The 25,227-nt window shown below is 66.9% G+C and carries 17 protein-coding genes; 9 read left to right on the plus strand and 8 right to left on the minus strand.

Translation table 11 applies throughout. From position 1 onward, the window contains the following. Window positions 1-27: 27 nt before the first annotated feature. From FHW78_RS10875 to zwf, 6 genes are all read right to left on the minus strand, one after another. Window positions 28-1,722, minus strand: coding sequence for an OmpA family protein (locus tag FHW78_RS10875; protein ID WP_183640075.1), 1,695 nt, complete (start codon window positions 1,720-1,722; stop codon window positions 28-30). After that, window positions 1,719-2,576 carry a hypothetical protein gene (locus FHW78_RS10880; protein WP_183640077.1) on the minus strand — a complete coding sequence of 286 codons (858 nt, stop codon included), beginning with the start codon at window positions 2,574-2,576 and terminating at the stop codon, window positions 1,719-1,721. The genes FHW78_RS10875 and FHW78_RS10880 overlap by 4 nt, the downstream gene beginning before the upstream one ends. Beyond that, window positions 2,573-4,231, minus strand: coding sequence for an ATP-binding protein (locus tag FHW78_RS10885; RefSeq protein WP_183640079.1), 1,659 nt, complete (start codon window positions 4,229-4,231; stop codon window positions 2,573-2,575). Before FHW78_RS10885 ends, FHW78_RS10880 begins: the two co-directional genes overlap by 4 nt. A gap of 51 nt (window positions 4,232-4,282) precedes the next feature. Beyond that, a complete protein-coding gene (locus FHW78_RS10890) occupies window positions 4,283-5,050 on the minus strand; it encodes a PspA/IM30 family protein (protein WP_183640080.1) in 768 nt (255 codons plus the stop codon). 77 nt (window positions 5,051-5,127) lie between these two features. Then, on the minus strand, window positions 5,128-5,853 hold the full coding sequence (gene pgl / locus FHW78_RS10895) for a 6-phosphogluconolactonase (RefSeq protein ID WP_328805074.1): 726 nt from the start codon (window positions 5,851-5,853) through the stop codon (window positions 5,128-5,130). Between the two features lie 4 nt (window positions 5,854-5,857). Beyond that, complete coding sequence (zwf, locus tag FHW78_RS10900) at window positions 5,858-7,336, minus strand: glucose-6-phosphate dehydrogenase (protein WP_183640082.1); 1,479 nt, start codon at window positions 7,334-7,336, stop codon at window positions 5,858-5,860. 136 nt (window positions 7,337-7,472) lie between these two features. Between zwf and FHW78_RS10905 the strand changes: the two genes are divergently transcribed. The 7 genes from FHW78_RS10905 to FHW78_RS10935 all read left to right on the plus strand — a co-directional run bounded on the left by FHW78_RS10905 (window position 7,473) and on the right by FHW78_RS10935 (window position 16,747). After that, on the plus strand, window positions 7,473-8,222 hold the full coding sequence (locus tag FHW78_RS10905) for a GntR family transcriptional regulator (protein WP_183640084.1): 750 nt from the start codon (window positions 7,473-7,475) through the stop codon (window positions 8,220-8,222). 706 nt (window positions 8,223-8,928) lie between these two features. Then, the gene (locus tag FHW78_RS10910; RefSeq protein WP_183640086.1) at window positions 8,929-9,342 is read left to right on the plus strand and encodes a GntR family transcriptional regulator; all 414 of its coding nucleotides are present in this window, start codon (window positions 8,929-8,931) and stop codon (window positions 9,340-9,342) included. A 53-nt stretch (window positions 9,343-9,395) separates the two neighbouring features. Continuing rightward, window positions 9,396-10,325 carry an ATP-binding cassette domain-containing protein gene (locus tag FHW78_RS10915; protein ID WP_183640088.1) on the plus strand — a complete coding sequence of 310 codons (930 nt, stop codon included), beginning with the start codon at window positions 9,396-9,398 and terminating at the stop codon, window positions 10,323-10,325. A 21-nt stretch (window positions 10,326-10,346) separates the two neighbouring features. Continuing rightward, window positions 10,347-12,164, plus strand: a complete 1,818-nt coding sequence (locus FHW78_RS10920) for a hypothetical protein (protein WP_183640090.1) — start codon at window positions 10,347-10,349, stop codon at window positions 12,162-12,164. Between the two features lie 49 nt (window positions 12,165-12,213). Beyond that, window positions 12,214-14,331, plus strand: a complete 2,118-nt coding sequence (locus tag FHW78_RS10925; protein ID WP_183640092.1) for a prolyl oligopeptidase family serine peptidase — start codon at window positions 12,214-12,216, stop codon at window positions 14,329-14,331. A gap of 43 nt (window positions 14,332-14,374) precedes the next feature. Continuing rightward, window positions 14,375-14,821: a hypothetical protein gene (locus FHW78_RS10930; RefSeq protein WP_183640094.1), complete on the plus strand. Its 447-nt coding sequence runs from the start codon at window positions 14,375-14,377 to the stop codon at window positions 14,819-14,821. 351 nt (window positions 14,822-15,172) lie between these two features. After that, the gene (locus FHW78_RS10935; protein WP_183640096.1) at window positions 15,173-16,747 is read left to right on the plus strand and encodes a sodium/sugar symporter; all 1,575 of its coding nucleotides are present in this window, start codon (window positions 15,173-15,175) and stop codon (window positions 16,745-16,747) included. 169 nt (window positions 16,748-16,916) lie between these two features. On the opposite strand, the gene FHW78_RS10940 is transcribed toward FHW78_RS10935, so the two are convergent. Together FHW78_RS10940 and FHW78_RS10945 are read right to left on the minus strand one after the other, a co-directional pair. Further along, entirely contained in the window at window positions 16,917-17,930 is a 1,014-nt protein-coding gene (locus FHW78_RS10940) for a LacI family DNA-binding transcriptional regulator (protein WP_183640098.1), read from the minus strand. 73 nt (window positions 17,931-18,003) lie between these two features. Continuing rightward, a complete protein-coding gene (locus tag FHW78_RS10945) occupies window positions 18,004-19,452 on the minus strand; it encodes a glycoside hydrolase family 30 beta sandwich domain-containing protein (RefSeq protein WP_255443193.1) in 1,449 nt (482 codons plus the stop codon). Window positions 19,453-19,656: 204 nt separating this feature from the next. Here FHW78_RS10945 and FHW78_RS10950 point away from each other — a divergent pair, with 204 nt between their 5' ends. Together FHW78_RS10950 and FHW78_RS10955 are read left to right on the plus strand one after the other, a co-directional pair. After that, the gene (locus FHW78_RS10950) at window positions 19,657-22,419 is read left to right on the plus strand and encodes a TonB-dependent receptor (protein ID WP_183640100.1); all 2,763 of its coding nucleotides are present in this window, start codon (window positions 19,657-19,659) and stop codon (window positions 22,417-22,419) included. A 106-nt stretch (window positions 22,420-22,525) separates the two neighbouring features. After that, window positions 22,526-25,084, plus strand: coding sequence for an exo 1,3/1,4-beta-D-glucan glucohydrolase (locus tag FHW78_RS10955; protein WP_343205555.1), 2,559 nt, complete (start codon window positions 22,526-22,528; stop codon window positions 25,082-25,084). Window positions 25,085-25,227: the final 143 nt, after the last annotated feature.

The following is a 25,227-nucleotide window of genomic DNA, read 5'->3' on the forward strand; positions in this document are numbered from 1 at the left end:
TCCAGGAGACCCGGTCCGCCGTCCCGGCTATTCCAGGGTGAACCACTGGACCTCGACGCGGCGGTTCAGGTCACTGTCGGTGCCCGCCGGCTCCTCCCAGCCGCGGCCGACCAGTTCGATCCGGTTGGCGTCCAGCTTGGGATGGCGTTCCAGCAGGGCATCGCGGACCGCCTGCGCGCGCTGGCGCGACAACTCCATCGCCTTCAGCGACATGCTCCGGACCAGTTCCTGTCCGCCCTGTTTCTGGAACTCGTTGCGGCGGCCGTCATCGACGTGGCCGCGCAGCAGCACCACCGAGCCGGGGCTGACCTGGAGGAAGTTCTTGATCGTGTCCAGGTAGCCGGCATTGGCCGGCGCGGACTTGTCGAGCACCGCCGAATTGGATTGGAAGAAGAACCGGATGTCCTTGCTCAGCAGGGCATCGCCCTCCAGCGAAACCTGCGCGTTGCCGCTGCGGATCGGCGCGATGGCGATGCTCTGGTTGGCGTACAGGCCTTTCTTCTTCAGTGCCTGCAGGGCGGCGGTGTCCACGAAGCGGGCCGGGTCGGCGGGGTTCTTGATCAGGTTGCCGTACACCAGCACCGAGGACTGGAAGATGCCCTGGAAGGAGCCGGCCGAATCGATGGTGCCTTCGAAGAAGGCCAGGTTCTCCGGCAGGTTGGACAGATGCACCTTGGACAGCTCGGCGCGGGTGTCGGCCTCGTTCCACTTGAAGGCCTTGGCGATCACCGGGATCTGGGTGGCCGCCTCGTCGCGGACCAGCCGGTTGCCTTCCAGCAGACCGTGCACCAGCCCGCGCGCCCAGTCGGGATGGGCGGCGGCGAAGCCGCGATTGAGCAGCAGCAGGTCGGCGATGATCAGCAGGTTGCGGTTGCTGACCAGGGTCTTGGCGCGGCCGCCGGAGGCGGCGACGACCTCGTCGGTGCGCGGAGACCAGCCGACGCAACCGTTCAGGCGCGGTGACCCGCCCTGGAGTTCGTGCTCGTAGGCGTCGCAGGCGACGAAGGCGTCCTCGTAGAACACCAGGCCCAGTTCGCCCGGTCCCGGGCGCCCGTCGAGGTCGCGCAGCACCTTGACCGGCACGCCGGCCTCGGAGGCCAGATAGCGGATGAAGAACTCGCTTTCGTTGAACTGCGAGGCCGCCAGCACCTTGCCCTTGAGCTGGTTGATGCTGGCGATGCCGGTGTCGACCACCACCTGGTCGGCGCCGCGCGAGAAGCCGATCTGCGCCGGCACCACCACGTCGAACTGGCGGCCGAGCACGGCCAGGGTGTCGGCGGTGGTCACCGAGGCGGCGACCCGCCCGTTGTTGAGCTTGGACCAGCCTTCCTCCTCGTTGAGGCTCAGCCGGACCTGGAAGCCGTACTCGCGCGCGAAGAACGAATCCGGATTGGGCTCCAGTCCGCCGTTGGCCGCGATCAGGCCGGCATAGCCGGCGTACTCGCTGATGTCGACGTCGACCACGTTGCCCTTGGGCTGGTAGGTCGCCGCCGCATCCAGGTTGGGCAGTCCGGCCTGCGGTTCGACCGGCACCGGCGCCTTGCCGTCGGTGTTGCCGGCAGCCGCCTGCGAGGTCGTCGCGCCCGCCGGCTCGTCCTTGCCCATGTCGCGCATCACCAGCCATGCGCCGAACGCGAGCAGCGCCAGCACCAGCACCGCGGTGATCAGCTTGCCACTGGCATTGCCGGCCTGGCGGCGCGGCGGGGAAACGGATCGGCTCACGACGACTCTCCTTCTTCGATCACGGTACGGGGAACGGGCGGGCGCAGCACGGCCGACGGCAACCGGGGCTGCGCGTTCAGGTCGAGGACGCCCAACAGGTCGCGCTGGCCTTCCAGCCAGCGATTGGCTTCGGCGAAGGAGGCGCTGAGCGCATCCAGCGAGCTGCCGATGCTGCCTTCATCGATGGCCAGCAGCGCCTGCTCGCGCAACAGCGCCACCTGCTGGCCGATGCGCTGCAACTCGGAGTCGACATGCTCGAGCCGGCGACCGGCATCGGCATGCGCGGCCTGGCGCTGGTCGATCACGGTCTTCTGCTGCTGCAGGCTGCGCCGCAGTTCCTCGCTGAGGTCGTCGCGGCCCAGCCGCGCCTCGATGGTCGCTTCCTGCTTGTCCAGCACCGCGCTTTCCTCGCGCGCGGTGTGCACCACGCCGGCAATCGCGGTGCGCGCGGCCAGCAGGCGCAGGTGCAGCCACACCAACTGTTCCAGGCTGTCCGCATGCGCCGCCATCACCGGCGACTTGTCCAGCATCTGGATGATCACGCGCGCCTTGTGCTCCAGCGCGTCCTGCTGGCGGCGTTGCGGGATGGGCAGCGGATCCCGCAGGTCGCGGTAGCGCCGATCCGCTTCCGACTCCTGCGGCAACGCCTGCGCATCCACCGTGGCGCGGAAGCGGCGATGGTTCGACAGCCAGTACAGATAGGCGATTTCCGCGCCCGCGCCGAGCACGAAGAAACCCGGCGTCAGGAAGATGCCGGCCAGCGCGAAGGCCGCCAGGCCAATCCAGTTGGGCGGAACCGGCATGCCCAGCGGACGCGCATTGAAGGCGGCCCAGGCGTAGCGGAACGCATTCATGGCGTTGTGCTCCCGGCCGCCAGCGGACGCAGCGAGGGTGGCACGAAACGCAGATCGGTGGCCTCGGCGACGGCGATGCGCATCTGGAACTCCAGCACCTCCAGCGGCACCGGCGGCTGGTAGCCGGCCAGCAGCGCGGCGATCGCCTCCAGCGGGGCGACGCCGGTGGTCTGGGCCTGCCGGTAGGCCTTCACCGCGAAGGCTTCGGCGGCGCCGGGAGTCAGCAACAGCGGCAACGGGGACGGCAGCGCCAGCAATGCCTCAGCGCCCGGCGCCATGCCGAAGCGTTTCAGCAGGGCATCGAGCAGGGCCGCGCTTTCGGCGGCGGTGGTGGTGGGCAGCAGCGGGATCTTGACGTCGATGCGGCCCGGCCGCTTCAGGTCGACTTCGATCAGGTCCGGGCGCGAGGAAGCCAGCACCCACATCACCCGGCCACGGTTGTCTGTGTCGGACATCTCCTGGGCGATCATCGAATACAGCCGGCCGGACAGGCCGCTGTCGCCGTTGCCCGAGTCGCGCTTGCCCAGTGTCTGGTCGGCTTCATCGATGAACACGATGCAGCGGCCAAGCGCGCGGATCAGGCGGAAGACCTTTTCCAGGTTGCCTTCGCTGGAGCCGACCCAGCGATCGCGGAAGTTCTTCAGCTTCAGCACCGGCACGCCGGCTTCGCCCGCCAGGCATTCGACCAGGAAGGTCTTGCCGGTGCCGACCGGACCGCAGAACAGGTAACCCATCGGCAGGGCGCGCAGGTTGGCCGCGCGCCACAGCGCGATGTCCTGGCGCAACCATTCCTTCAGCGCCGGCGGCGCCTCGTAGTCGTCGAGCGTGCGATGGGAGTCGATGAACTCGACCAGGCCGCTGGCATCGCCCTCGACCAGCTGCTTCTTGACCCGCAACCAGTCGGCCGGTCCCAGCGCGCGGCCCTGGTGGGCGCAGGTCCTCACCAGGCTTTGCAGGGCGCTGATGCTGACGCCGGTCAGGGCGCCGGTGATCATGCCGTCGTCGGCCCCGGCGAAGGCGCCCGGGTGATCCAGCCGCAGTTGCGCCAGCGCCTGGCCCAGCATGGCCTCGTCGGGCAGCGGCACGCGGATGCGCGCGACGCGCGGATGGAAAGCGATCTGCGGGTGCAGGTCGTTGAGGTTGTCGGCGATCAGGAAACTGGCGAAGGCCTGGTCGGTGAACGGAGATTCGCTGGCCCAGTCGCGCACCAGGCTGGCCAGGCTGGCGATCTCGAAGTCGCCGGCGCGCCCGCCCGGCAGCACCTGATCGATGCCGCGCATGATCACCGCCACGTGCTCGCCGTCGCCTTGTCCCAGCGCCTTCAGGTTGGCGAGGTAGCGCAGGTAGTGGGAAACGCGTTCGACCGCCGCCCGCGGTTCGCGCGGCCAGGCGGCGTCATCGCGACCGGCCAGCCACTGGCGCAGGCGATCGCTGCCGCGCAGCACGGTGAGCCCGTTGCCGGGGTCGTACTGGAACACCACGTCGAAACCGGTGAGCAACTGCGATTCCAGCCAGCGGGTCAGGCTGACCAGTCGCCCCGACAGCGGCAGGCGATCGCCGACGTTGCCGTACAGCACGAACTGTCCGTGCGCGCCGCTTTCATAGGCCAGCGCCAGTTCGTGCGCCCAGGCCGGGGCGTTGCTATCGAGCGGCATCAGTGCGCCTTCGCCTGCATGGCGGCCATCCTCCGGGCAAGGGCGGGGCGATCAGCCCGCGTCGTTTTCCGACACCGGTTTGGCAGCCTCGGCGGCGCCCATGCTGCGGGGCGCGGCTGGCGTCGCCGCCGGTTCGGCCTGCAGCGAAATGCCCTCGGCCGCGGCGAAATCCGCGAGTGCCTGGTCGGCCAGCGCCTTCTGCTCGGCTTCCTTGACCTCGATCTGGTTCATGTCGAGCGCATCGCGCGCGACCCGAGCGCGGCCGGCGGCCTTGTTGCGCTCTTCCTCGACCATCTCGTGCAGGCGATCGAGGGTGTCGCCGGAACCGCCGATCGTGGTGACCATGCCGGCGGCCATCTCGTTCATCTCCGCCAGCGCGTGCTTCATGCGCATGTCGTTGATGGCGCCCTTCAGGCTCTCGATCTTGGCGCGCGCGGCGGCCACGGCGACGTCGCGCGCCTTCACCAGGTTCTTGTAGGTGGCTTCGGCCTGCTCCATCTGGTCGCGGTTTTCCTGCAACTCGCGGCTGACCGTCTGCAGGCGCAGGGCGTGCTGGGCGGCGGCATCGCGGTTGCCCGCGCGCAGGTGGGCGGTGGTGCGCGCGCGCAGCTCGCGTTCTTCGTTCTCCAGCTTGCGCACCTGGCCGATCAGGCGCTCGGCCAGGCCGGCGTGGGTCGCCAGGCTCTGGTTGTAGCTGCCGATCTGCTTGCGCAGGTTTTCCTGTTCCAGTTCCAGCAGGGCTTCCGGATTGCGCTTTTCCATCCCCTTGACGAACTGCGCAAAGAAACCACGGAACACGTTCACTAACCGAGCCAGCATGGCGCCCCCGAAATCCTCTCGATGCGGGCTACTGTACGCGGCGCGTGCGGGCATTCCAACCGCGCCGCGACGGCGGGTCAGGGCGTCAGGTAAGTCACCACGGGCGTGGCGGCCTGCGCCAGCACGATGCGGATCGGCAGTTGGCCGTCGGCGCCGACGCCCGCGAGGGCGCGATCCAGCACGGCGCGCTTTTCCGCGCCTTCGATATGCAGGTACAGGTGGCGCGCGGCCAGCAGCACCGGCAGGGTCAGGGTGATGCGGGCTTCGCCGGCGCCGGGCGCACGCATCGGCAGCAGGCGTGCCGGCGAGGCCGGATCCAGCGCCGCGGCCAGGTGATCGCCGCCGGGGAAGAACGAGGCGGTATGGCCGTCGCTGCCCATGCCCAGCACGATCGCGTCGAACGATGGCGGCAGGCTGGCAAAGCGCCGTTCCAGTTCGGCCAGTGCGTCCTCCGGCTCCGGGGTGTCGCGGAACAGCGGCAGGAAATGCGCCGCCGCTGCCTCGCCCCGCAACAGGTGCTCGCGCAGCAGGCGGGCGTTGGAGCGTTCGTTGTCCGGCGCCACCCAGCGCTCATCGACCAGGGTGACGGTGACCTTGTCCCAGTCCAGCGATTGTTCCGACAGTCGCTGCATGAACCGCTTGGGTGTGGTGCCGCCGGACAGCGCCAGCAGCGCGCCGCCGCGGGCATCGATTCCCGCGCGCAGATCGGCGGCGACGGCCGCGGCCAGGGCGCCGGCCAGCGCCTCGCTGTCGGCGAAGGTGACCAGTTCGGTCGGGACGGGGGGGAGGAGGGACTGGGTCACGCGCTTACACCGTATCCTCGTGCCAGGTCCGGCCGTCGCGCTCGACCAGCGCGACCGCCGCGCTGGGTCCCCACGAACCGGCGGTGTAGGGCTTGGGCGTCTCGCGCTGGTTTTCCCACGCGCCCAGGATCGGGTCGATCCATTTCCATGCCGCCTCGACCTCGTCGCGGCGCATGAACAGGGTCGGGTTGCCGCGCACCACGTCCATCAGCAGGCGCTCGTAGGCCTCCGGCTGGTGCACGCCGAACGCCTCGGCGAAGCTCATGTCCAGCGGCACATGCTGCAGGCGCAGGCCGCCCGGACCGGGATCCTTGATCATCAGCCACAGCTTCACGCCCTCGTCCGGCTGCAGGCGCAGGACCAGCTTGTTGCCCATCACCGGGCCGGCGCCGTGCTCGAAGATCGAATGCGGAATCTGCTTGAACGCAATCACGATCTCCGACACGCGCTCGGGCAGGCGCTTGCCGGTGCGCAGGTAGAAAGGCACGCCGGCCCAGCGCCAGTTGTCCACTTCCGCCTTCAGCGCCACGAAGGTCTCGGTGCGCGAGTCCTCGCGGCCCAGTTCGTCCAGGTAGCCCGGCACCGCCATGCCGTTGACCGCGCCGGCGCGGTACTGGCCACGCACGGTCATGTGGCTGATCTCGTCGGCGGTGATCGGGCGCAGCGAGCGCAGCACCTTCAGCTTCTCGTCGCGCACCGCGTCGGCTTCCAGCGCCGCCGGCGGTTCCATCGCCACCATGCACAGCAGCTGCAGCAGGTGGTTCTGGACCATGTCGCGCAGCGCGCCGGAGGTGTCGTAGTAGGTCGCGCGCTTCTCCAGGCCGACCGTCTCGGCCACGGTGATCTGCACGTGATCGATGTGGTTGGCGTTCCACAACGGTTCGAACAGGATATTGGCGAAGCGCAGCGCCAGCAGGTTCTGCACCGTTTCCTTGCCCAGGTAGTGATCGATGCGGAAGATCTGGCTTTCCGCGAACGCGCTGCCGACCGCATCGTTGATCACCGTCGCGCTGGCCAGGTCATGGCCGATCGGTTTCTCGATGACCACCCGCGACTGGCCGCCATTGAGGCCGTGCGCGCGCAGGCGGTCGCACAGGTTCACGAACAGGCTGGGACTGGTCGACAGGTAGAACACCCGGATGCGGTCGCCATGGGCCTTGAGCGCGCTGGCGAACTCCTCCCAGCCCTCGTCCTTGGTCGCGTCCAGCGCGTGGTAGCCGAGCTTCTCCAGGAAGGCGGGCAGCTTGGCCTTGAGCGCCTCGTCGTTGCCGGCCGCGCGCTGCAGGGCGTCGCCCACCTTGGCGCGGTAGTCGGCGTCGGACTGCTTGTCGCGGGCCACGCCGATGATCCGGCTGTCCTCGCGGATCTGGCCGTCGGCATAGCGGCGCAGCAGGCCGGGCAGCAGCTTGCGCAGGGCCAGGTCGCCGGTGCCTCCGAAGATCACCAGATCGAAAGGGTCGACGGGCAGGGTCTTGGCGGTCACGTCGTCATCTCGTTCGCTTGTCAGGTGGGGAGGAACAATACCACCGGGCTACCACGCTGACCAATGAATCAGGCCAATGTAACCATTTGTCGGCTGATATTGCCTTTATTGGTACGTGAGTGGTATGTTCAGGGCCATGCAAAAAGCCCTGTTCGATGAATACCAGCGCCTGCAGACTGGCGAGTCCACCCGCGCCGTGGCTTACCTGCGCCTGCGCCGCGCCCTGCAGAACCTGATGGACGCCGGCGTGCTGCGCTCGGGCCAGGCCCTGCCCAGCGAACGCGATCTTGCCAACCTGCTGGGTCTGTCCCGCGTGACGATCCGCAAGGCGCTGGCCGGACTCATCGAAGCCGGCCTGCTGGTCCAGCGGCAGGGCGCGGGCACTTTCGTGGCCGAGCGCATCCTGCGCCAGTTCTCGCGCCTGACCAGCTTCACCGACGACTTGCGCGAGCGCGGCCTCAATCCGCAGGTGAAATTCCTCGAACGCAGCGTCGGCGAAGTGACACCGGAAGAATCGATGGCGCTGAACCTGTCGCCGGGTAGCGGCGTGGTCCGCATGTACCGCCTGCGCCACGTCGACGGCGCGCCGATCGCGATCGAACGCACCCTGGTGCCGCTGTCGCTGCTGCCGGATCCGGAAACCGTCACCACCTCGCTGTACGAGGCGCTCGATGCGCACGGCAACCGACCGCGCCGCGCCTTGCAGCGCCTGCGCGCGGTCGCGCTGGACGACGAGGCCGCCCGCCACCTGGAACTGCCGGTCGGCGCCCCGGGACTGCTGGTCGAACGCCGCGCCTTCCTGGAAGACGGCCGCGTGGTCGAATCCACCCGTTCCTACTACCGCGGCGACGCCTACGACTTCGTCGCCGAACTGCAGAGCGAATAACGTCCGGCTCCCGCTGCCGCGAACACGCCGGGTAGGAGCGGCCTCCGGCCGCGAGCTCTCCCGCGCGATGCCCGGTTCCGATGATGGCGATGGCGACGGCGATGGCTGTGGTGACCGCGCAAAAAGCTCGCGGCGGGGACGCCGCTCCTACCTTGTTTCCTTTGGGACCGCATGACTGGAACGCGTTGACGCCGTCAACGCACCACCCACGGGCGAATACCCGCCACCCCAGGTAGGAGCGGCCTCCGGCCGCGAGCTCTCCCGCGCGATGCCCGGTTCCGATGATGGCGATGGCGATGGCGATGGCGACGGCGATGTCTGTGGTGACCGCGCAAAAAGCTCGCGGCGGGGACGCCGCTCCTACCTCGCTTCCTTTGGGATCGCGTGACTGGAACGCGCTGACGCCGTCAAGGCGCCACCCACGGCGCGAATGCCCACCACCCCAGGTAGGAGCGGCCTCCGGCCGCGAGATCTTCCGCGTGATGCTCGGCTGCGATGATCGCGATGGTGACGGCGATGGCCGGGGTGACCGCGCAAAAGGCTCGCGGCGGGACGCCGCTCCTACGCCGTTCCGGTATGCGCGTCCGCGCGGACGGGGCTTTCGTCGCCGGATCCGGGCCTTCGTCGGACCATGACCTCTGGACGCTTGACGCCGCTTGCAAGCCAACTGTACTGTTCGTACTAGTACAGTTGATTGAGGTGTCCCATGGCCCGTACCCAGGCCCTGATGATCCAGATCGCCACCGGCGACGCGCGTCCGATCAGCAAGCAGATCGTCGATGGCGTGCGGATGAAGATCGCCACCGCCGAACTCAAGCCGGGTGCGCAGTTGCCCAGCGTGCGCGGACTGGCCCAGCAGCTGATGATCAATCCCAACACCGTCGCCAAGGCCTACGCCGAACTGACCAGTGAAGGCTGGCTGGAATCGCGCCAGGGCCTGGGCCTGTTCGTGGCCACGCCGCGCCAGCGCCTGAGCGACGCCGAACGCGAGCGGCGCATGGATGACGCCGTGCAGGCGTTCGTGCATGAAGTGATCGCGCTCGACTACCCGCCCGATCGCGCGCTGGCGCGGCTGGACGAGGAACTGCGCGTGATCGCGCCGAAAAAGAAATCCGCCTGACGCGCATCCGCGCGTCCCCCTTCCGCGTTCCGTCACCCGACCCTGGGACGACCATGAGCACTCCCGCTTCCGACTACGTGATCGAAACCGTCGCGCTGAGCAAGCGCTACGGGCGCAAGCTGGCGCTGGACCACCTCGACCTGCGCATTCCGCGCGGGCGCATCCACGCCATCGTCGGCGCCAACGGCGCCGGCAAATCCACCCTGTTCCGCGTTCTGCTCGGCTTCCTGCCGCCGACGGTGGGGCAGGCGCGCATCCTCGGCCGCGACAGCCAGCGGCTGCGTCCGGAGGACCGTGCACGCATCGGCTTCGTCAACGAGGAACATACCCTGCCCGGCTGGATGAAGGTCGCCGCGGTGACCGCGATGCAGCGGCACCAGTACCCGCGCTGGAACCAGCACGCCTACGACGAGGTGCTGGGCCATTACCACGTGCTGCCGGAGCAAAAAGTCGCCCAGCTCTCGCGCGGCGAGCGCGCCGGACTGAACCTGGCGCTGGCGCTGGCGCAGGGACCGGAACTGCTGGTGCTGGACGAACCCACGCTGGGCCTGGACGTGGTCGCCAAGCGCGCGTTCCTGGAATCGCTGATGTACTCCAACGCGGCCGAGCAATGCACGGTGATCTACTGCTCCCACCAGATGGAGGAGATCGAGCGCATCGCCGACAACCTCATCATCCTGGAACGCGGCCAGCTGAAGAACATGTCCGCGCCGGAGGAATTCTGCGCGCGGGTCACCCATTGGGTGGCGGACATCCCGTTCAAGGGACCGGATCCGGCGACCGTTCCCGGCCTGCTTCAACTGCAGCGGCTGGACGGCCTGCACCACTACCTGGTGCTGGACCAGGACGAGGACTTCGCCGAGTTCCTGCGCGCCAGCGGCGCGCGCTCGATCCAGTGCATGCCGGTCAGCCTGGATCGCGCGGTCAACGGCTTCCTGACCAAGAACCACGCCGCGCCGGCGCAACCGCAACGGCAGCACTGAGCGCACGGAGAGGACACGATCATGTGGGACATGTTCAAGGCTGAAATGCAGCGCTTCCGTATCTGGGCGATCGCCTACGCGGTGCTGCAACTGGTGATCCTCGGGTTCATGACCCGGGTGGTCGATCTGGCCCAGCAACCACGGCTGGTCTACGAAGTGCTGGCCGGCGTCTACGCCGTCACCGGCCTGCTGCTGGGGCTCTATCAGATGGGCGGCTACCGCAAGCCGAACACCTGGATGAACCTGCTGCACCGGCCGATTCCGCATGGAAAGCTGGCGGCCGTGCTGGTAGGCGCGGGCGCGCTGCAACTGGCGGTGGCGGTCGTGCTGCCACTGTGGCTGCTGGCCGGCTGGCAGGAGTTCATGACCGCGCGGGTGGTCGATCATCGCCATCTGCTGCTCGGCGTATCGGCGTGGCTGATTGCGGTCTGCGCCTACCTCGCCGGCGCCTACGCGATGCTGGCCAACCGCCGCTATGGATACAGCGGAATCGCGCTGTTGTCCTGGCTGGTGTTCAGCCAGGCCACCGGCCTGGGCGCGATCGCGGTGCAGCTGATCACCCTGGCGATGCTGGCGGGAATGGTGTGGGTCGCATTCAAACCGGATCTCGGCGCGGCGCCCCACACCCTGCCACGCACCTTCTTCACCGCGGTTCCGTTGCAACTGGCGATGTGGCTGGCGCTGGTGATGGTGGGCTTTGGTATCGAATTCCTGTGGATCGCGCAGGGCTCCCATCCGAACAACGCGCCGGTGCCGGCCGCTGGCGGCGAGAAGGAGTCCGAGAACGCCGAGGGCAAGGATCTGATGGTGATGGGCCTGCGCGGCAGCCGCGACCCGCAGGCGCAGTTGTGGCGGGAACAGGCGCAGATTTCGGAGGTCTTCTCGTTTGGTCCGGGCCTGCGCGCGACGCCGGTGCGCAACGAGCTGGTCAATATCGTGCCGATGGAATTCGACGACGAGCTGCACCGCATCCGCTGGGTGTTCAGCCACGATCGCATGCGCCTGGAAGGCTACAGCCTGGTGGACTACCGCAGCGTCGGCGAACTCGGCGTGGAGGGCGACGCGCCGTTCCCGGAGCCGGTAATGCCCGGGCCGGAGAACAGCCTGATCGGCACCACCCGCGTTTACCAGTACGACAGCGACCAGAAGCGGGTGGTGCCGCGCCTGCGGCTGCCGGCGGGGGAGCGGATCACCGGCTATGACCGGGTGGGTGACGATCTGGCCCTGCTCAGCGACCGCGCCGTGTACTTCTACGACGGGCGCGACCTCGCGGCCAGCGACGGCATGCTCACGCCGCGCCAGCGCCTGGCCATTCCGGGCAAGGTCGGCGACCTGTATCGTGCCGACGCGATCGAACTGCTGGACGGCTATCTGGTGTCGTTCCTGTTCAGTCGCAGTGCCCATAACGCAGAGGGTGCGCTGCCCTACCAGCAGATGACGCGAATCGACGATCAGGGCAGGGCCATGCCGATCATGCGACGGGATCTCAAGAGCGGTTTCCCCGCGCTGTGGCGCTACCAGAACTGGTTCCCCGCGCCGGTGATCTATGAATTGCAGCGCGCCGCACGCCGGCTGTTCGCGGGTTACCAGATCACCGACGACACCGCGCGCCCGCCGGTGCCTCGCCAGGTGGCCGTCATCGCTGGCGTGCTCATGCTGCTGTCGCTGCTGGGCGCGGTGTGGTGGACGCGGAAGACCGATCTGTCCATGCCCGCACGGATTGCCTGGATCGTCGCCTGCGGCGTGCTCAGCCTGCCGGCGTTGATGAGCCTGCGGCTGATCCACCCGCGCCGCGAAGTGCTGCAACCGCAACTGGTGGCGCAACCCGCGCTGGCCTGAACCGTATCGTTCTCCGGCCGTCTCGACGGCCGGACACAGGAGAATGCTGATGAGCTTGTCATCGCTGCCGCTGGCGGCGCCGGTCGCGCGCGCGTCCGACTCGCCGTTCCGCCCTCGTTGCCGGTTCGCATGGTTGATGATTCTCGCGACGCTGTGCGCGCCCGCCCGTGCCGACGAGGACGCCGCGCTGCGCGCCGCCGTCGCCGCCGAACGCGCGCGGCCCGCCGCGCCGATGTTCGCGCGGATCGACTTCATCGCCCGTCCCATCCTGATCGGCGCCTGGCTTTCGCCGGATGGAAAACAGGTCGCCTTCCTCAAGGATGAGGGCGCCAACCGGGGCGTGTGGCTGCTGCCAACCGCGGGCGGTACGCCGAAGCGGGTGCTCGCACACACCGACGCGGACGAACTGTCGTGGTCGCGCGACAGCCGCTGGCTGTTCCTGGCGTCCTCCCGCCAGCTGTTCGCGCTGGCGGTGGCGGGGCAGTCCGGCTCCGGGGCGATCGATCGCCTGGGCGGGACCTTCGAGCGCCGCTTTGTCGCCGTGGATCCTGCGTCGCCCGCCGCGGCCTTCGTGATGGAGAGTCCCCCCGCGATCACGCGCCAGCCCAGGCGCTGGCGGATCCAGCGCGTGGACGTGCAGGGCAAGCAGACGCTGGTGCACGAGGACGCGCGGGAAATCATCGATTTCGAAGTGGATCCGCTGGGAAGGCTGGCCTGGATGGCCCGGGTGGAAGGCGAGGCGCACGTCATCCTGCGCGTGGAGCAGGGGCGCGCGCGGCCGGTGCTGCGCTGCGAGCGATTGCAGCGCTGCTCCATGCTGGGCACGCTGGAGCAGGGACGCGATCTCCTGCTCAACACGGATGCCGACGGTGATCTCGGCCGACTGGCGCGCCTGGATGCGCAGGGAAAACTGCGCACACTGCATGCCGACCCGCGCAATGAAGCCGATCTGGCGCAGGTCACCCTGGATCCGGTGACCCGCGAACCCCTGTTCGCGTCCTATCGCAGCACCGACGCCATGGCCTATGGCCTGCAGGCGGAGGCGGCGCGATCCCTCGCCTTGCTCCAGCAACGCCTTCCGCACCGCGACCTGCGCATCGAGGTCGGGCGCGGTCCCGCCGCGCGCTGGCTGGTGCACGAGCGCGCCGCCTCCCTGAAGGGAGAACGCCTGTACCTGTTCGACCCGCGCGACGGCCTGCTGCGCGAAGTGCTGGGGGATCTGGGTTTCCGCCACGACCGCACGCCGGTCCGGCGGCTTCCCGAGTCGGCGATGGCGCGCAAGATCGCCTTCAGCTGGCGCGCGTCCGACGGCATGCGCGTGCATGGCTTCGTGCTGGTGCCGCCCGGCGTGGATCCCGCGCGCGCGCCGCTGGTGGCCAACGTCCACGGCGGTCCGTTCAACCTGTTCCGGCCTGAGTTCGGCGGGCAATCGCAGATGCTCGCCAATCGTGGCTACGTGGTGTTCGAACCGAACTTCCGCGGATCCACCGGACACGGTCGCCGTTACCTGTTCGCCGGCAATGGCGACTTCGGCAACGGCCGGGTCCAGCAGGACATCGTGGAAGGCGTGCGCCACCTGCTTGCCCAGGGCATAGGCGACGGCCAGCGCGTCGGCATCCTCGGCGCCTCCTTTGGCGGCTACTCGGCGCTGCAGGGCGTGACCTTCCAGCCGGATCTGTTCAAGGTCGGCATCGCCGCGGTGCCGCCGGCGGACTTCGGCTGGGTGCTGCGCTGGTACGCGCGCGGGCGCGACCAGATGACCCGCGGCGTGCCGATGGCCGCGACCATGCGGATGCTGTCGCTGGATCCGGCCGATGCCGGCGTGATGGAACGCCTGCGCGCGCAGTCGCCGATCGCCAATGCCGCCTCGCTGCGCAGGCCCGTGCTGTTGCTGGCCGGCGCGGACGACGAACGCGTGCCGATCCGCAGCGTGCTGCATTACGCCGCGCAACTGCAATCGATGGGCAAGGACGTCACCTTGTTCGTCGATGCCGAGGGACGCCACCAGCTGGTCAATCCGGTCACCCGCGAAGCCTATCTCTATCTCGTCGAGACCATGCTGCACCGGCACCTGGGCGGACGCGCGCCGTTGCCGCCGGATGCGGCCTTGCGCGAATCGTTGCGCAAGAACCTGCGCCTGGATGACGAGCGACTGCGGCCACGCTGACGCGGCTATACTCGCGCCCCTCGAACGAGGGGACGGGGATGCCATGGAAGGGAACGGGAAACGCCGTGCATCGGTGCTGACGGCCGGGGCCTGGTTGCTGACGGCGTGCGCCGCCGCCATCGCCACGCCGGATTCGCCCGAGCAAACCACGGCGACGCGCGAGCTGCCGCCGCGGGTGCGGGAGGATGTCGACGCGATCACCCGGCAACTCCTGCAGGTGCGGGACGCCGACAATGAGCTGTCCTGCACCAGGGCGGTGGAGAACGCGCGCTCGGGCGTGGAAACCATGCTGGAAGTCGGCCAGCGCAATCTCGATGGTGGCTACCTGGCCCGTGCGGATTTCGATCGCATGGCGGCGCCGTTGAGGACGCAGCTGGAGGGCTTGACGCTCGCCGACTGTGAAGGCGCGACCGGCGAGCGCCGGGAGTTCTATCGCTGCATGTCCAGCGACTACAACCACGTGTTGGCCTGCGCCAAGGCCCACCGGTAGCGAACGAGCCTTCCGGGCACCTCGCGCATCCGGCCGCGGCGCGGCGGGTGCCGCTTTCATCGCGAGTGGGTTTGTACCGATCTAAACCGGCCTGCCTCACCACCAAAGAAATACCAATCACCGGATTGGTGCATCGCACGATGCAAACACGATCCCGTTGCGTAAGCTGACAGCGCTGTCATCAGCGGCGGGAAACCTTGTGCTTGCCGGCGTGTGATGCCGCGATTCCGCCTGTCGTCCGCCGGGTGGATCCCATGGAGCCGCGACTGGCCGCGCATCGTGCGACAGCGCGCGTGTTTCCACGGATCCCGATGCGCGACGATGCGCCATCCATTACCACGGGAGCCCGTAGTGGAACTGTCCGCACTCGATATCGGCATCGTCCTGGTCTATCTGGCCGGCATCTTCATCCTGGCCCAGTGGGTGTCCCGCGAGAAGGGCGGCCACCAGAAGGACGCCAAGGACTACTTCCTGGCCAGCAAGTCGCTGCCATGGTGGGCGATTGGCGCGTCGCTGATCGCCGCGAACATTTCCGCCGAGCAGATCATCGGCATGTCCGGTTCCGGCTACGCCATCGGCCTGGCCATCGCCTCCTACGAATGGATGGCGGCACTGACCCTGCTGATCGTCGGCAAGTTCTTCCTGCCGGTGTTCCTGCGCAACGGCATCTACACCATGCCGCAGTTCCTGGAGCAGCGTTACGGCACCCGCATCCGCACCCTGATGGCAGTGTTCTGGCTGCTGCTGTACGTGTTCGTCAACCTGACCTCGATCATGTGGCTGGGTTCGATCGCGGTCAGCCAGGTAACCGGCATGGATCAGATGCTGGCGCTGACCCTGCTGGGCGTGTTCGCGCTGGTGTACCAGCTATACGGCGGGCTGAAGGCGGTAGCGCTGACCGACATCGTGCAGGTGTCGCTGCTGGTGCTGGGTGGCCTGCTGGTCGCCGGCCTGACCCTGAGCCATATCGGCGAAGGCGCGGGCGTCGTCGCCGGCTTCCAGAAGCTGTGGTCGCAGCATCCCGAGCACTTCGAGATGATCCTCGGCAAGGACAACCCCTTCTACAAGGATCTGCCCGGCATCAGCGTGCTGATCGGCGGCATGTGGATCATGAACGTCAGCTACTGGGGCTTCAACCAGTACATCATCCAGCGCGCGCTGGCCGCCAAGGACATCGCCGAGGCGCAGAAGGGCGTGCTGTTCGCCGCCTTCCTCAAGCTGCTGATGCCGGTGATCGTGGTGCTGCCGGGCATCGCCGCGGTGGTGCTGGCGCCGGGACTGGAGAAACCTGATCAGGCCTACCCGACGATGATGCGCCTGCTGCCCACCGGCATCCTCGGCCTGGTGTTCGCCGCGCTGGTGGCGGCGATCGTCGCGTCGCTGGCGTCCAAGATCAATTCGGTGGCGACCATCTTCACCCTCGACTTCTACGCCAAGTCCAAGAGCAAGCCGAGCGAGGCACGCCAGGTGAAGGTCGGTCGCATCGCCGCCGCCGTCGCCGTGCTGCTGGGCATCCTGGCGGCCAAGCCGCTGCTGGGCAGCTTCGACCAGGGTTTCCAGTTCATCCAGGAATTCACCGGTTTCTTCACTCCGGGCATCGTGGTGATCTTCGTGCTCGGCCTGTTCTGGAAGCGCGCCAACGAGGCCGGCGCGCTGGCCGCGGCGCTGGGTTCGGTGCTGCTGTCGGCGGCCTTCTTCTGGGCACAGAAGACCGGCGTCTACCTGTTGCCGTTCATGGACCGGGTCGGCATCGTGTTCCTGGCCGCGCTGGTGCTGGCGGTGGTGGTGTCGCTGGCCACCGCGCGGGCCGAAGGCAAGGATTTCATCCGCACCGACGATGTGGACTACCGCACCCCGGGCGTGTTCAACATCGGCGCGGTGGGCGTGATCATCATCCTGTTCGCCCTGTACACGATCTTCTGGTGATTCGCAGGCGCGCGCTTGCCTGGCTTGGAATGGCGCGAGAAGCAGCGGAGCGAGCTCGGCTGGGGATGGCGCGAAGAGCAGCGGAGCGAGCTCCGCTCTACGTGTAGAGCCGAGCTTGCTCGGCTGGGGGGATGGCGCAAAGAAGCAGCGGAGCAAGCTCCGCTCTACGTCATCGCTTGCGGCGGGGCGGGGCGATGGATTCGCGTAGTTCCAGGGAGTACTGGATCGGCACCATCCGGCCCGCATCGGGATCGCGGATGCTGTTGAGCAGTTCCAGGGTCGCCACCCGGCCCATGTCGCGGGTTGGCTGGCGGACCGTGGTCAGGGCCGGAAAAATGTGGCGCGAGATCGGCGTGTCGTCGAAGCCGCAGACCGACAGATCGCGTGGCACGCTCAGCCCGCGCAGGCCCGCGACCCGGATCACTCCGGCGGCGGTGTCGTCGTTGGCGGCGAAGATGGCGGTCGGCGGATCCTTCAGATCCAGCAGCTGGTTGGCGCCATGCACGCCGGATTCGTAGGTGAACTCGCCTTCCACCACCAGGTTCGGATCGAAGTCGATGCCGGCGCGTTCCAGCGCGTCGCGATAGCCGGCGAAACGCCAGGCGCAGGCACCATGCGCCTTGTGGCCCTTGATGTGGCCGATACGGCGATGGCCGAGGGCGACCAGTTCGGCCACCAGGTCACAGACCGCGGCGTGCTCGTCCACGGTCACTCCGATACGGCCACGACGCACGCGCGGGGAAATGCTGGCGAACGGGATCTCGTGTTCCTCCAGCTGCGCCATCAGCGCCTTGTCGTCGGTCAGTGGCGGGATCAGCAGCACCCCGTCCAGGCCGAAATGTTCGACCAGCGAGGTTATGTCGGCGGTGTAGCCGCGCTGGCCGAAGGTCACCGGCGCCAGCACCAGGGTGTAGTGCTGGGCACGGCAGGCTTCCAGCACGCCGCTCTGGATTTCCATCAGGTAGTTGCGCGACGGGTTGTCGTAGGCCAGCGCCACCACGTAGGACCGCTGGCCGGCCAGGCTGCGCGCCGACGGGTTGGGACGGTACTGCAACCGGGCGACGACATCCTCGACCCGGCGCCGGGTCTCCTCGCGCACGTTCGGCTCGTGGTTGAGCACGCGCGATACCGTCTTCATCGAAACACCGGCGGCGGCGGCCACGTCCTCAATCCGAATGCGCATGGCGCTGGGGTTCCTTCACCTCTTCCAGGGCGTCATTCTGCCAGAGCGCGCGGCGTCGGCCTTGCGCGCTGCGTCACGGCGCCTCCGGCGTCCACACGAAGGTCGCCAGGCTGCGCGCCGGCAGGGCGTAGCGCAGGGTCCGGCCGCCCTGCCCAATCGAAAAGCGGCGGGTACGGTTGGCGGAATTGGTCATCACCAGCACCAGCGAGCCATCGTCCTCGTTGCGGAACGCCACGTGATCCAGATCGCCACCCTCGCTCTCGGACGCGACCCTGGAAGCGCCCGGCCGCACGAAGCGGCTGGCATGGGCCAGGGCGTAGTACTCGTCGGTGCGGCTGACCTCGCCGGTGCGCGAGTCGATGGTGACCACGCCGCGGCAGGTATCGCAGCCGCCCGCGTGCGGGCCGCCATCCTGATCCAGCGCCAGGTTCCAGAACAGCACGCCACGGGCCCAGTTGCGCGTCGCGCCGATGACCTGTCCACGCGCCTGCAGGGTCAGGCCACCGCTGATGATCGGTTCCCAGTCGCCGCCGGAGCATTCGGTCAGGTAGGCGTCCTTGTCGGGAAAGGCTTCATGGACCGGGGTCTGCGCCTCCACCGCGCCGCCGTAGCAATGCCAGGCGACCGCCGACACGTACTTGCCGGCGGCCGGATCGTTCAGCACGCCCAGCGGCTCCTGCGGCTTGTCCCAGTTGTGGTCCCAGTCGAAGATCTGCGGCGCGTTCCTGCGCTTCGCCAGCAACGGTCCCAGGTGATCGCCGATGAAGCGCGCCCGCGCCGGCGCATTGAGGCGCATGCCGGGGTAGTCCTTGGGTTCGAAATCCGGCTCGTTCTGCACGGTGAGGGCGAAGATCGGGATGCCCTCGGCCGCGTAGGCGTCGACGAACTTGAGCAGGTAGCGGGCGAAGGCATCGTAGTACTCCGGCCGCAGCGTGCCCTGGATCAGGCTGTTGCTGGATTTCATCCACGCCGGCGCGCTCCAGGGCGAGGCCATCACCTGCAACTGCGGATTGATCGCCAGGGCGGCGCGGGTCACCGGCACCACGTCGCCGCGATTCGGTTCGATGCTGAAGTGCTTGAGCTCCGGGTCCGGCTGGTTGCCCGGCGGATCGTCCAGGCTGTAGTGGTGGCGCGAGAAGTCGGAGGCGCCAATGGTCAGGCGGGTGAAACTCAGGCCGAGCCCGCCGTTGTCCCGGCCAAACAGCTCGCGCAGCAGCGCATCGCGTTGATCCGGCGACATGCGGTGCTGGATCAACCAGGCGGAGGAATCGGTGATGGAGGCGCCGAAACCGACCATGCGCTGGAAGCGCTGCTCCGGATCCACTTCGATGTGGATCCGCCGATCGGAGTCGTCGCCGAACTCCACCGGCGCCTGCGCCTGCATCGCCTGCCGATGGTCGGAGGTGGTGATCCACACCTGCGCCCGTGGCCCTGCGTGCGCGGTGCCGGCCGCACCGGCGAACATCGCCGCGAACAGAACGGACAAGGTGAACGGCATGCGCCAGCGGATGGTCGTTTTCAATGGAACTCTCCCTCGGTTCGCGGTGGCGAAAAAAACGCCATGTTTCCGCGCATTTTCAATGCTGCGCTGCAGCGATGCCGCCACGTATCCCGCGCCATGCGCCAACAACGACGGCAGTTGCCGCCAAGTCGCGTAACGCGATATTGACAAGTCGCATTGAGCGACAGTATGACAGCGCTGTCAATACAGGCTGGAGAGGGCCGCATGACACACCAGGCACACGCTCGGGGAGCCGCCGGCTCCCAACTTCGCTTCGTCCCCCGCAAGCAACTGCTTGCCTCCGCCTGCGCGCTGGCGCTCGTGTCCACCTTCGCGGTCCATGCCCAGGATGCGCAGCAGGGTCAGGTTTCCGAGCAGCAGAATCAGGATGTCAGCACCTTGGGCACCGTACAGGTGACCGGCATCCGCGCCGCTGTCGCCAAAGCCGTCGAGGTAAAGAACGAATCCACCTCCATAGTCGAGGCCATCTCAGCGGAGGACATTGGCAAGCTGCCCGACATCAGCATCGCGGATTCCATCTCGCGCCTGCCGGGCTTGGCCGCGCAGCGTGTGGACGGTCGCTCGCAGGTCATCAACATCCGCGGCATGTCGGAGCAATTCTCCTCGACGCTGCTCAATGGCCGCGAACAGGTCAGCACCGGCGATAGCCGCGGCGTGGAGTTCGACCAATATCCAGCCGAACTAATCAACGCGGTGACGGTTTACAAGACACCAGATGCTGCCCTGATTGGGCAAGGTATTGCCGGCACTGTGGACCTGCAGGCCATCCGGCCTCTCAGCTACGGGCAGCGCCGCATCGTGCTCAATGCCAATGGCGAGTACAACACTCTAGGTAAGCTGACTGCCGGTGCGGACGACAAGGGCTATCGTGCAAGTGCTTCTTACGTCGACCAGTTCGCCAACGACACGGTTGGCATCGCCATCGGTGTCGCCCGCCTCGACTCGCCATTCCAGGAAAAGCACTACAAGGCGTGGTGGTGGTCGGCTGACGCGCAGGCTGGGCGTCCCGCCGGCGCCATCGGCCTTAACGGCGCCGAGAACTGGATCAAGTCACGCAATCTCACCCGCGACGGCGTCATGGGTGTATTCGAGTTCAAGCCAAACGATACGTATCACAGCGTCCTGGATGTCTACTATTCCAAGTTCGACCAGGATGAGACCATGCGTGGTGTCATGTGGGACAACAGTCCTTGGGCCAATAATGGCACCGTCAACTACACCGGCGTGGGCACCAGCCAGGTGGGCGGTGACACGTTGGTTACCAGTGGCACCATGAACAACGTCCGTCCGGTTGTGCGCAACGACAGCAACTTGCGCGACGACAAGATTGTGGCTGCGGGGTGGAACAACGCCTTCAACATTGGAGGATGGGTGCTATCGGCGGACCTCAACTATTCGCGCGCCGAACGGGAACAATCGAATCTCGAGACCTACGCGGGCCCCTTGGGCAATCAGAGTATCGAATTCTCACTGCCGACAACACCAGATTTCGCGTGGTTCTCCGCTCCAAATTTCGCCGATCCGAATACCGTCTATCTCAGCGACCCGGCTGGCTGGAATCATGACGGCCGCATGGAGAACTCCAAGCAGGTCGATCGCATCCGCGCGGCGAGATTCGACCTTTCCCGTGACCTCGACTCTGACTTTTTCAGCAAGTTCCAAGTGGGCGCAAACTTCAACCGCCGCGAGAAAGAAAAAACGGCCGAAGTATTCTTCGCGGATCTCAAGAACGGCCGCGCGCCAGTACTTGTCGATCCAGGTCTGCTGAGAAGCCCGACATCGCTCGGTTTTTCGGGAGTCGGCGGCGTGCTTTCCTATGACCCACGTGCTCTGCTTGGTCGCTATTACGATGTCACGCGACAGATGAGCGACGACGACGTTCGCAAGGATTTCGTCGTAGAGGAGGATGTGGATACCTTCTACATGAAGATGGATATCGACACTGACCTTACCGATCGGATTCGCCTCCGCGGAAACTTTGGCATGCAATGGATCGAATCCAAACAGTCATCCACGGCATTCAACGTACAAAACGGGAATGCGGACCGCTTCACGCGTGGAACAGAGTACGACGATCTGCTGCCGAGCATGAATCTGGTTGCGGACTTTGGGGGCGGCTGGATGGTGCGTCTTGGCGGTGCCAAGACTCTGATGCGTGCACCCATCAACTGGCTCAATGCGGCCAGTGGCGCAGGTGTGGATCCCACGACCCGAGAATGGTCCGGCGGCGGCGGCAATCCCTTGCTTGAGCCCTACCGCGCCCGCGCCGGGGACCTCTCTGTGGAGAAATACTTCGGAACAGCAAGCTACGTCGGCCTCGCTGTGTTCTACAAGCATCTTGAAAGCTACGTATATCAGCAAGCGATCCAAGGCTGGGACTTCAGTGATTATCCCAATGATTCTGGCGTCACTCCGATATCCAATGTGGGTGTTTTCACCACCTGGGGCAATGGCAAAGGCGGCTACATGCGCGGCGCGGAGCTGAGTACTGCGCTGGAGGGCGAGTTGTTCCATTCGGCCCTGGATGGGTTTGGCGCCCAGTTGAATGTCTCGTACACGGAAACATCCATCAAACCCAACGGCCCCGGTACCTCGGAAACCACAACGTTGCCAGGGCTGTCAAAAATCGTCGCGAACGCAACCGTTTACTACGAAAAGAATGGGTTTGGTGCGCGAATCAGCCAGAGATACCGCGATTCCTATCGAGGTGAGTACGCTTATATCCATGGAAACCGCGCAATCATGCGCTCGATGAGCGAACGTCAGCTCGATCTTCAATTGAGTTATGAATTCGGTGAATCGTCAGCGCTCAATGGCCTGTCGTTGTTGTTCCAGGTCAACAATCTCAACAACTCGCCTTATCGCACGGTGCAAGATAGTAATTTCCCCGGCGGTGCAATGGCGCCGCAGGAATACAACGAGTATGGACGCCAGTACTTGATGGGTGTGAGCTACAAGTTCAACTGATGCAAATCCGGCCGGCGGTGTCCCGAAAGGGCGCTGCCGGCCGCCGATGTTGTGCACGGCGGAGCGATCCGCCGTTTTCTTCTTCGAAACATCCGGAGGTAAAGACGTGAGAATCCGTGATATCGCACTCCTGAGCGGGATCTGCCTGGCCATGGGACTGGCGGCTTGCGCCAAGCAGGAGCCGGCCACTGCCGATCAGAAACCCGCCGAGCCGGCGAAGCTGGCCGACTGGCCACGCCTGACCAGCGCCGTGGCGCAGGATCCGGCCCTGGAAGCGCGTATCAAGGAAATCCTGGCGTCGATGACCCTGGCCCAGAAGGTCGGCCAGATGACCCAGGCGGAGATCAAGTCGATTACGCCGGAGGAAGTCCGCAAGTACTACATCGGCTCGGTGCTCAATGGCGGCGGTTCCTGGCCGGGCAAGAACAAGCATGCCGACGTGAAGGATTGGCTGGCGCTGGCCGATGCCTACTACGCGGCTTCGATGAGCACGGATGCAAAGATCCCGGTGCCGATCATCTGGGGTACCGACGCCGTGCACGGTCACAGCAACGTGTTCGGCGCGACCATCTTCCCGCACAACATCGGCCTGGGCGCGGCGCATGACCCGGCGCTGATCGAGAAGATCGGCGCGGCCACCGCGCAGTCCACCCGTGCCACCGGCATCGGCTGGGCATTCGCGCCGACCGTGGCGGTCGCGCAGAACGCGCGCTGGGGCCGCACCTACGAGAGTTACTCCTCCGAGCCGGCGCTGATCCGCGAATACGGCGCGGCCTACGTCAAGGGCATGCAGGGCACGCTCAAGGGCGACGGCGACGTGGTCGCCACCGCCAAGCATTTCATCGGCGACGGTGCCACCGACAACGGCAAGGACCAGGGCAATTCGACCGTGCCGCTGGCCGACATGATCAACGTCCACGGCCAGGGTTACTACGGCGCCATCGAAGCCGGTGTGCAGACGGTGATGGCGTCCTACAACAGCTGGAATGACGTCGCCGCCGGCAAGGACTACGGCAAGATGCATGGAACGAAGGACCTGCTGACCGGCGCGCTGAAGGAGAAGATGGACTTCGACGGTTTCGTCGTGTCCGACTGGAACGGCATCGGCCAGGTGCCGGGCTGCAGCAACGCCAGCTGCGCCGCTTCGATCAACGCCGGCATGGACATGATCATGGTGCCGGACGACTGGAAGGCTTTCATCGCCAACACCCTCCGGCAGGTCGAGAGCGGCGAGATTCCGCTGGCCCGCATCGACGACGCGGTCACCCGCATCCTGCGGGTCAAATTGCGTGCCGGCCTGTTCGAGCGCAAGCCGTCCGACAGCCCGCATGCCGGCAAGCCGGAATCGCTGCAGCACCGCGAACTGGCCCGCCAGGCGGTACGCGAGTCGCTGGTGCTGCTGAAGAACGAGAACACCGCGCTGCCGCTCAAGCGCAACCAGCGCGTGCTGGTCGTCGGCAAGAACGCTGACAGCGTGCCGAACCAGGCCGGTGGCTGGTCGCTGACCTGGCAGGGCACCGACAACACCAACGCCGACTACCCGAACGCGGACACGCTGCTGGCCGGCATCCGCGAAGCGGTCGGCGAAGGCAACGTGACCGTGCGCGAATCGGCCGAAGGCGTGGATCCGGCCAGCTTCGACACCGTCATTGCGGTGATCGGCGAAACGCCGTACGCCGAGATGATGGGCGACATCCTGCCGTACCAGACCGTCGCCCACAGCCAGCGCAGCCCCGAGGATCTGGCGGTGTTGAAGTCCGCCGCAGCCACCGGCAAGCCGGTCGTGACAGTGTTCCTGTCCGGGCGTCCGCTGTATGTCAACGATCTGATCAACCTGTCGAGCGCGTTCGTCGCCGCGTGGCTGCCGGGCACCGAAGGCAAGGGCGTGGCCGACGTGCTGTTCGCCGGTGCGGACGGCAAGCCGGCGCATGACTTCCGTGGCCGCCTGACCTTCCCGTGGCCGGGTGATGCGTGCCCGGCGCCGTCGAACCATCCGGATCCGAAGAAGCCCGCGCAATTCGGACTCGGCTACGGTCTGTCGTACGCCAAGCCCGGCCAGGTTGCCAAGCTGGCGGAAGCCGCGCCCGCGACCTGTGGCGAAGCCACCACGGTGGCGGTGTTCAACCTCGCCGATGCCGCGCCCTACGCGCTGCACCTGTCGGCGGCGGGCCAGGAGCGCGCGCTCGGTGCAGATCTCAACCAGACCGTCGAGTGGCCGCAGGACAAGCCGGCGCTGCGCGTGCGCACGGTGCAGGTCAATACCCAGCAGGACGCCAAGGAAGTCACCTGGCTGGCACCGGCGCGCTTCTATGCGCGCAGCCCGGGCGGCACCAGCATGGCGTCGATCGCGCAGGACAAGGGCGCGCTGCTGTTCGACATCAAGCTCGTGCAGGCACCGAAGGGCAAGGTCACGCTGCGCTTCGGTTGCACGCAGGGTTGTGGCGACGGCATCGATCTGGCTCCGCAGCTGGCCGGCTACAAGCCCGGCGACAAGCACACCGTGAAGGTGCCGCTGTCCTGCTTCGCCGATCGCGGCGCCAACCTGGGCGGCATCGACATGCCGTTCGCCATCGACGCCGACGCCCCGTTCTCGGCCGCCTTCACCAACATCAAGGTGGTGGCCGGTGCGGCGGCGGATGCCGATGCGGTGAAGTGCGGCAAGTAATTGCCACGAATCGTTCCGAAGGATGAGGGGTCGTTAAACCGACCCCTCGTTTCCGTCACCGACCGTGGTCATTCCGGCGGCCTTTGACGATCCGCTGGTCGGTCAAGCCGGGATCCATTTGCCGCGATGGTGAATGGCCCTTG

Source organism: Pseudoxanthomonas sp. OG2 (genome assembly GCF_014192765.1).
In the GTDB taxonomy this organism is placed as follows: domain Bacteria; phylum Pseudomonadota; class Gammaproteobacteria; order Xanthomonadales; family Xanthomonadaceae; genus Pseudoxanthomonas_A; species Pseudoxanthomonas_A beigongshangi.

Excerpts from the sequence above, each read along its gene's own strand:
- FHW78_RS10905 (WP_183640084.1), top strand. The coding sequence starts at position 7,473 with ATGCAAAAAGCCCTGTTCGATGAATACCAGCGCCTGCAGACTGGCGAG.
- FHW78_RS10890 (WP_183640080.1), bottom strand. The coding sequence starts at position 5,050 with ATGCTGGCTCGGTTAGTGAACGTGTTCCGTGGTTTCTTTGCGCAGTTC.
- FHW78_RS10920 (WP_183640090.1), top strand. The coding sequence starts at position 10,347 with ATGTGGGACATGTTCAAGGCTGAAATGCAGCGCTTCCGTATCTGGGCG.
- FHW78_RS10925 (WP_183640092.1), top strand. The coding sequence starts at position 12,214 with ATGAGCTTGTCATCGCTGCCGCTGGCGGCGCCGGTCGCGCGCGCGTCC.
- FHW78_RS10950 (WP_183640100.1), top strand. The coding sequence starts at position 19,657 with ATGACACACCAGGCACACGCTCGGGGAGCCGCCGGCTCCCAACTTCGC.
- FHW78_RS10885 (WP_183640079.1), bottom strand. The coding sequence starts at position 4,231 with ATGCCGCTCGATAGCAACGCCCCGGCCTGGGCGCACGAACTGGCGCTG.
- FHW78_RS10940 (WP_183640098.1), bottom strand. The coding sequence starts at position 17,930 with ATGCGCATTCGGATTGAGGACGTGGCCGCCGCCGCCGGTGTTTCGATG.
- FHW78_RS10930 (WP_183640094.1), top strand. The coding sequence starts at position 14,375 with ATGGAAGGGAACGGGAAACGCCGTGCATCGGTGCTGACGGCCGGGGCC.
- FHW78_RS10915 (WP_183640088.1), top strand. The coding sequence starts at position 9,396 with ATGAGCACTCCCGCTTCCGACTACGTGATCGAAACCGTCGCGCTGAGC.
- FHW78_RS10880 (WP_183640077.1), bottom strand. The coding sequence starts at position 2,576 with ATGAATGCGTTCCGCTACGCCTGGGCCGCCTTCAATGCGCGTCCGCTG.
- FHW78_RS10910 (WP_183640086.1), top strand. The coding sequence starts at position 8,929 with ATGGCCCGTACCCAGGCCCTGATGATCCAGATCGCCACCGGCGACGCG.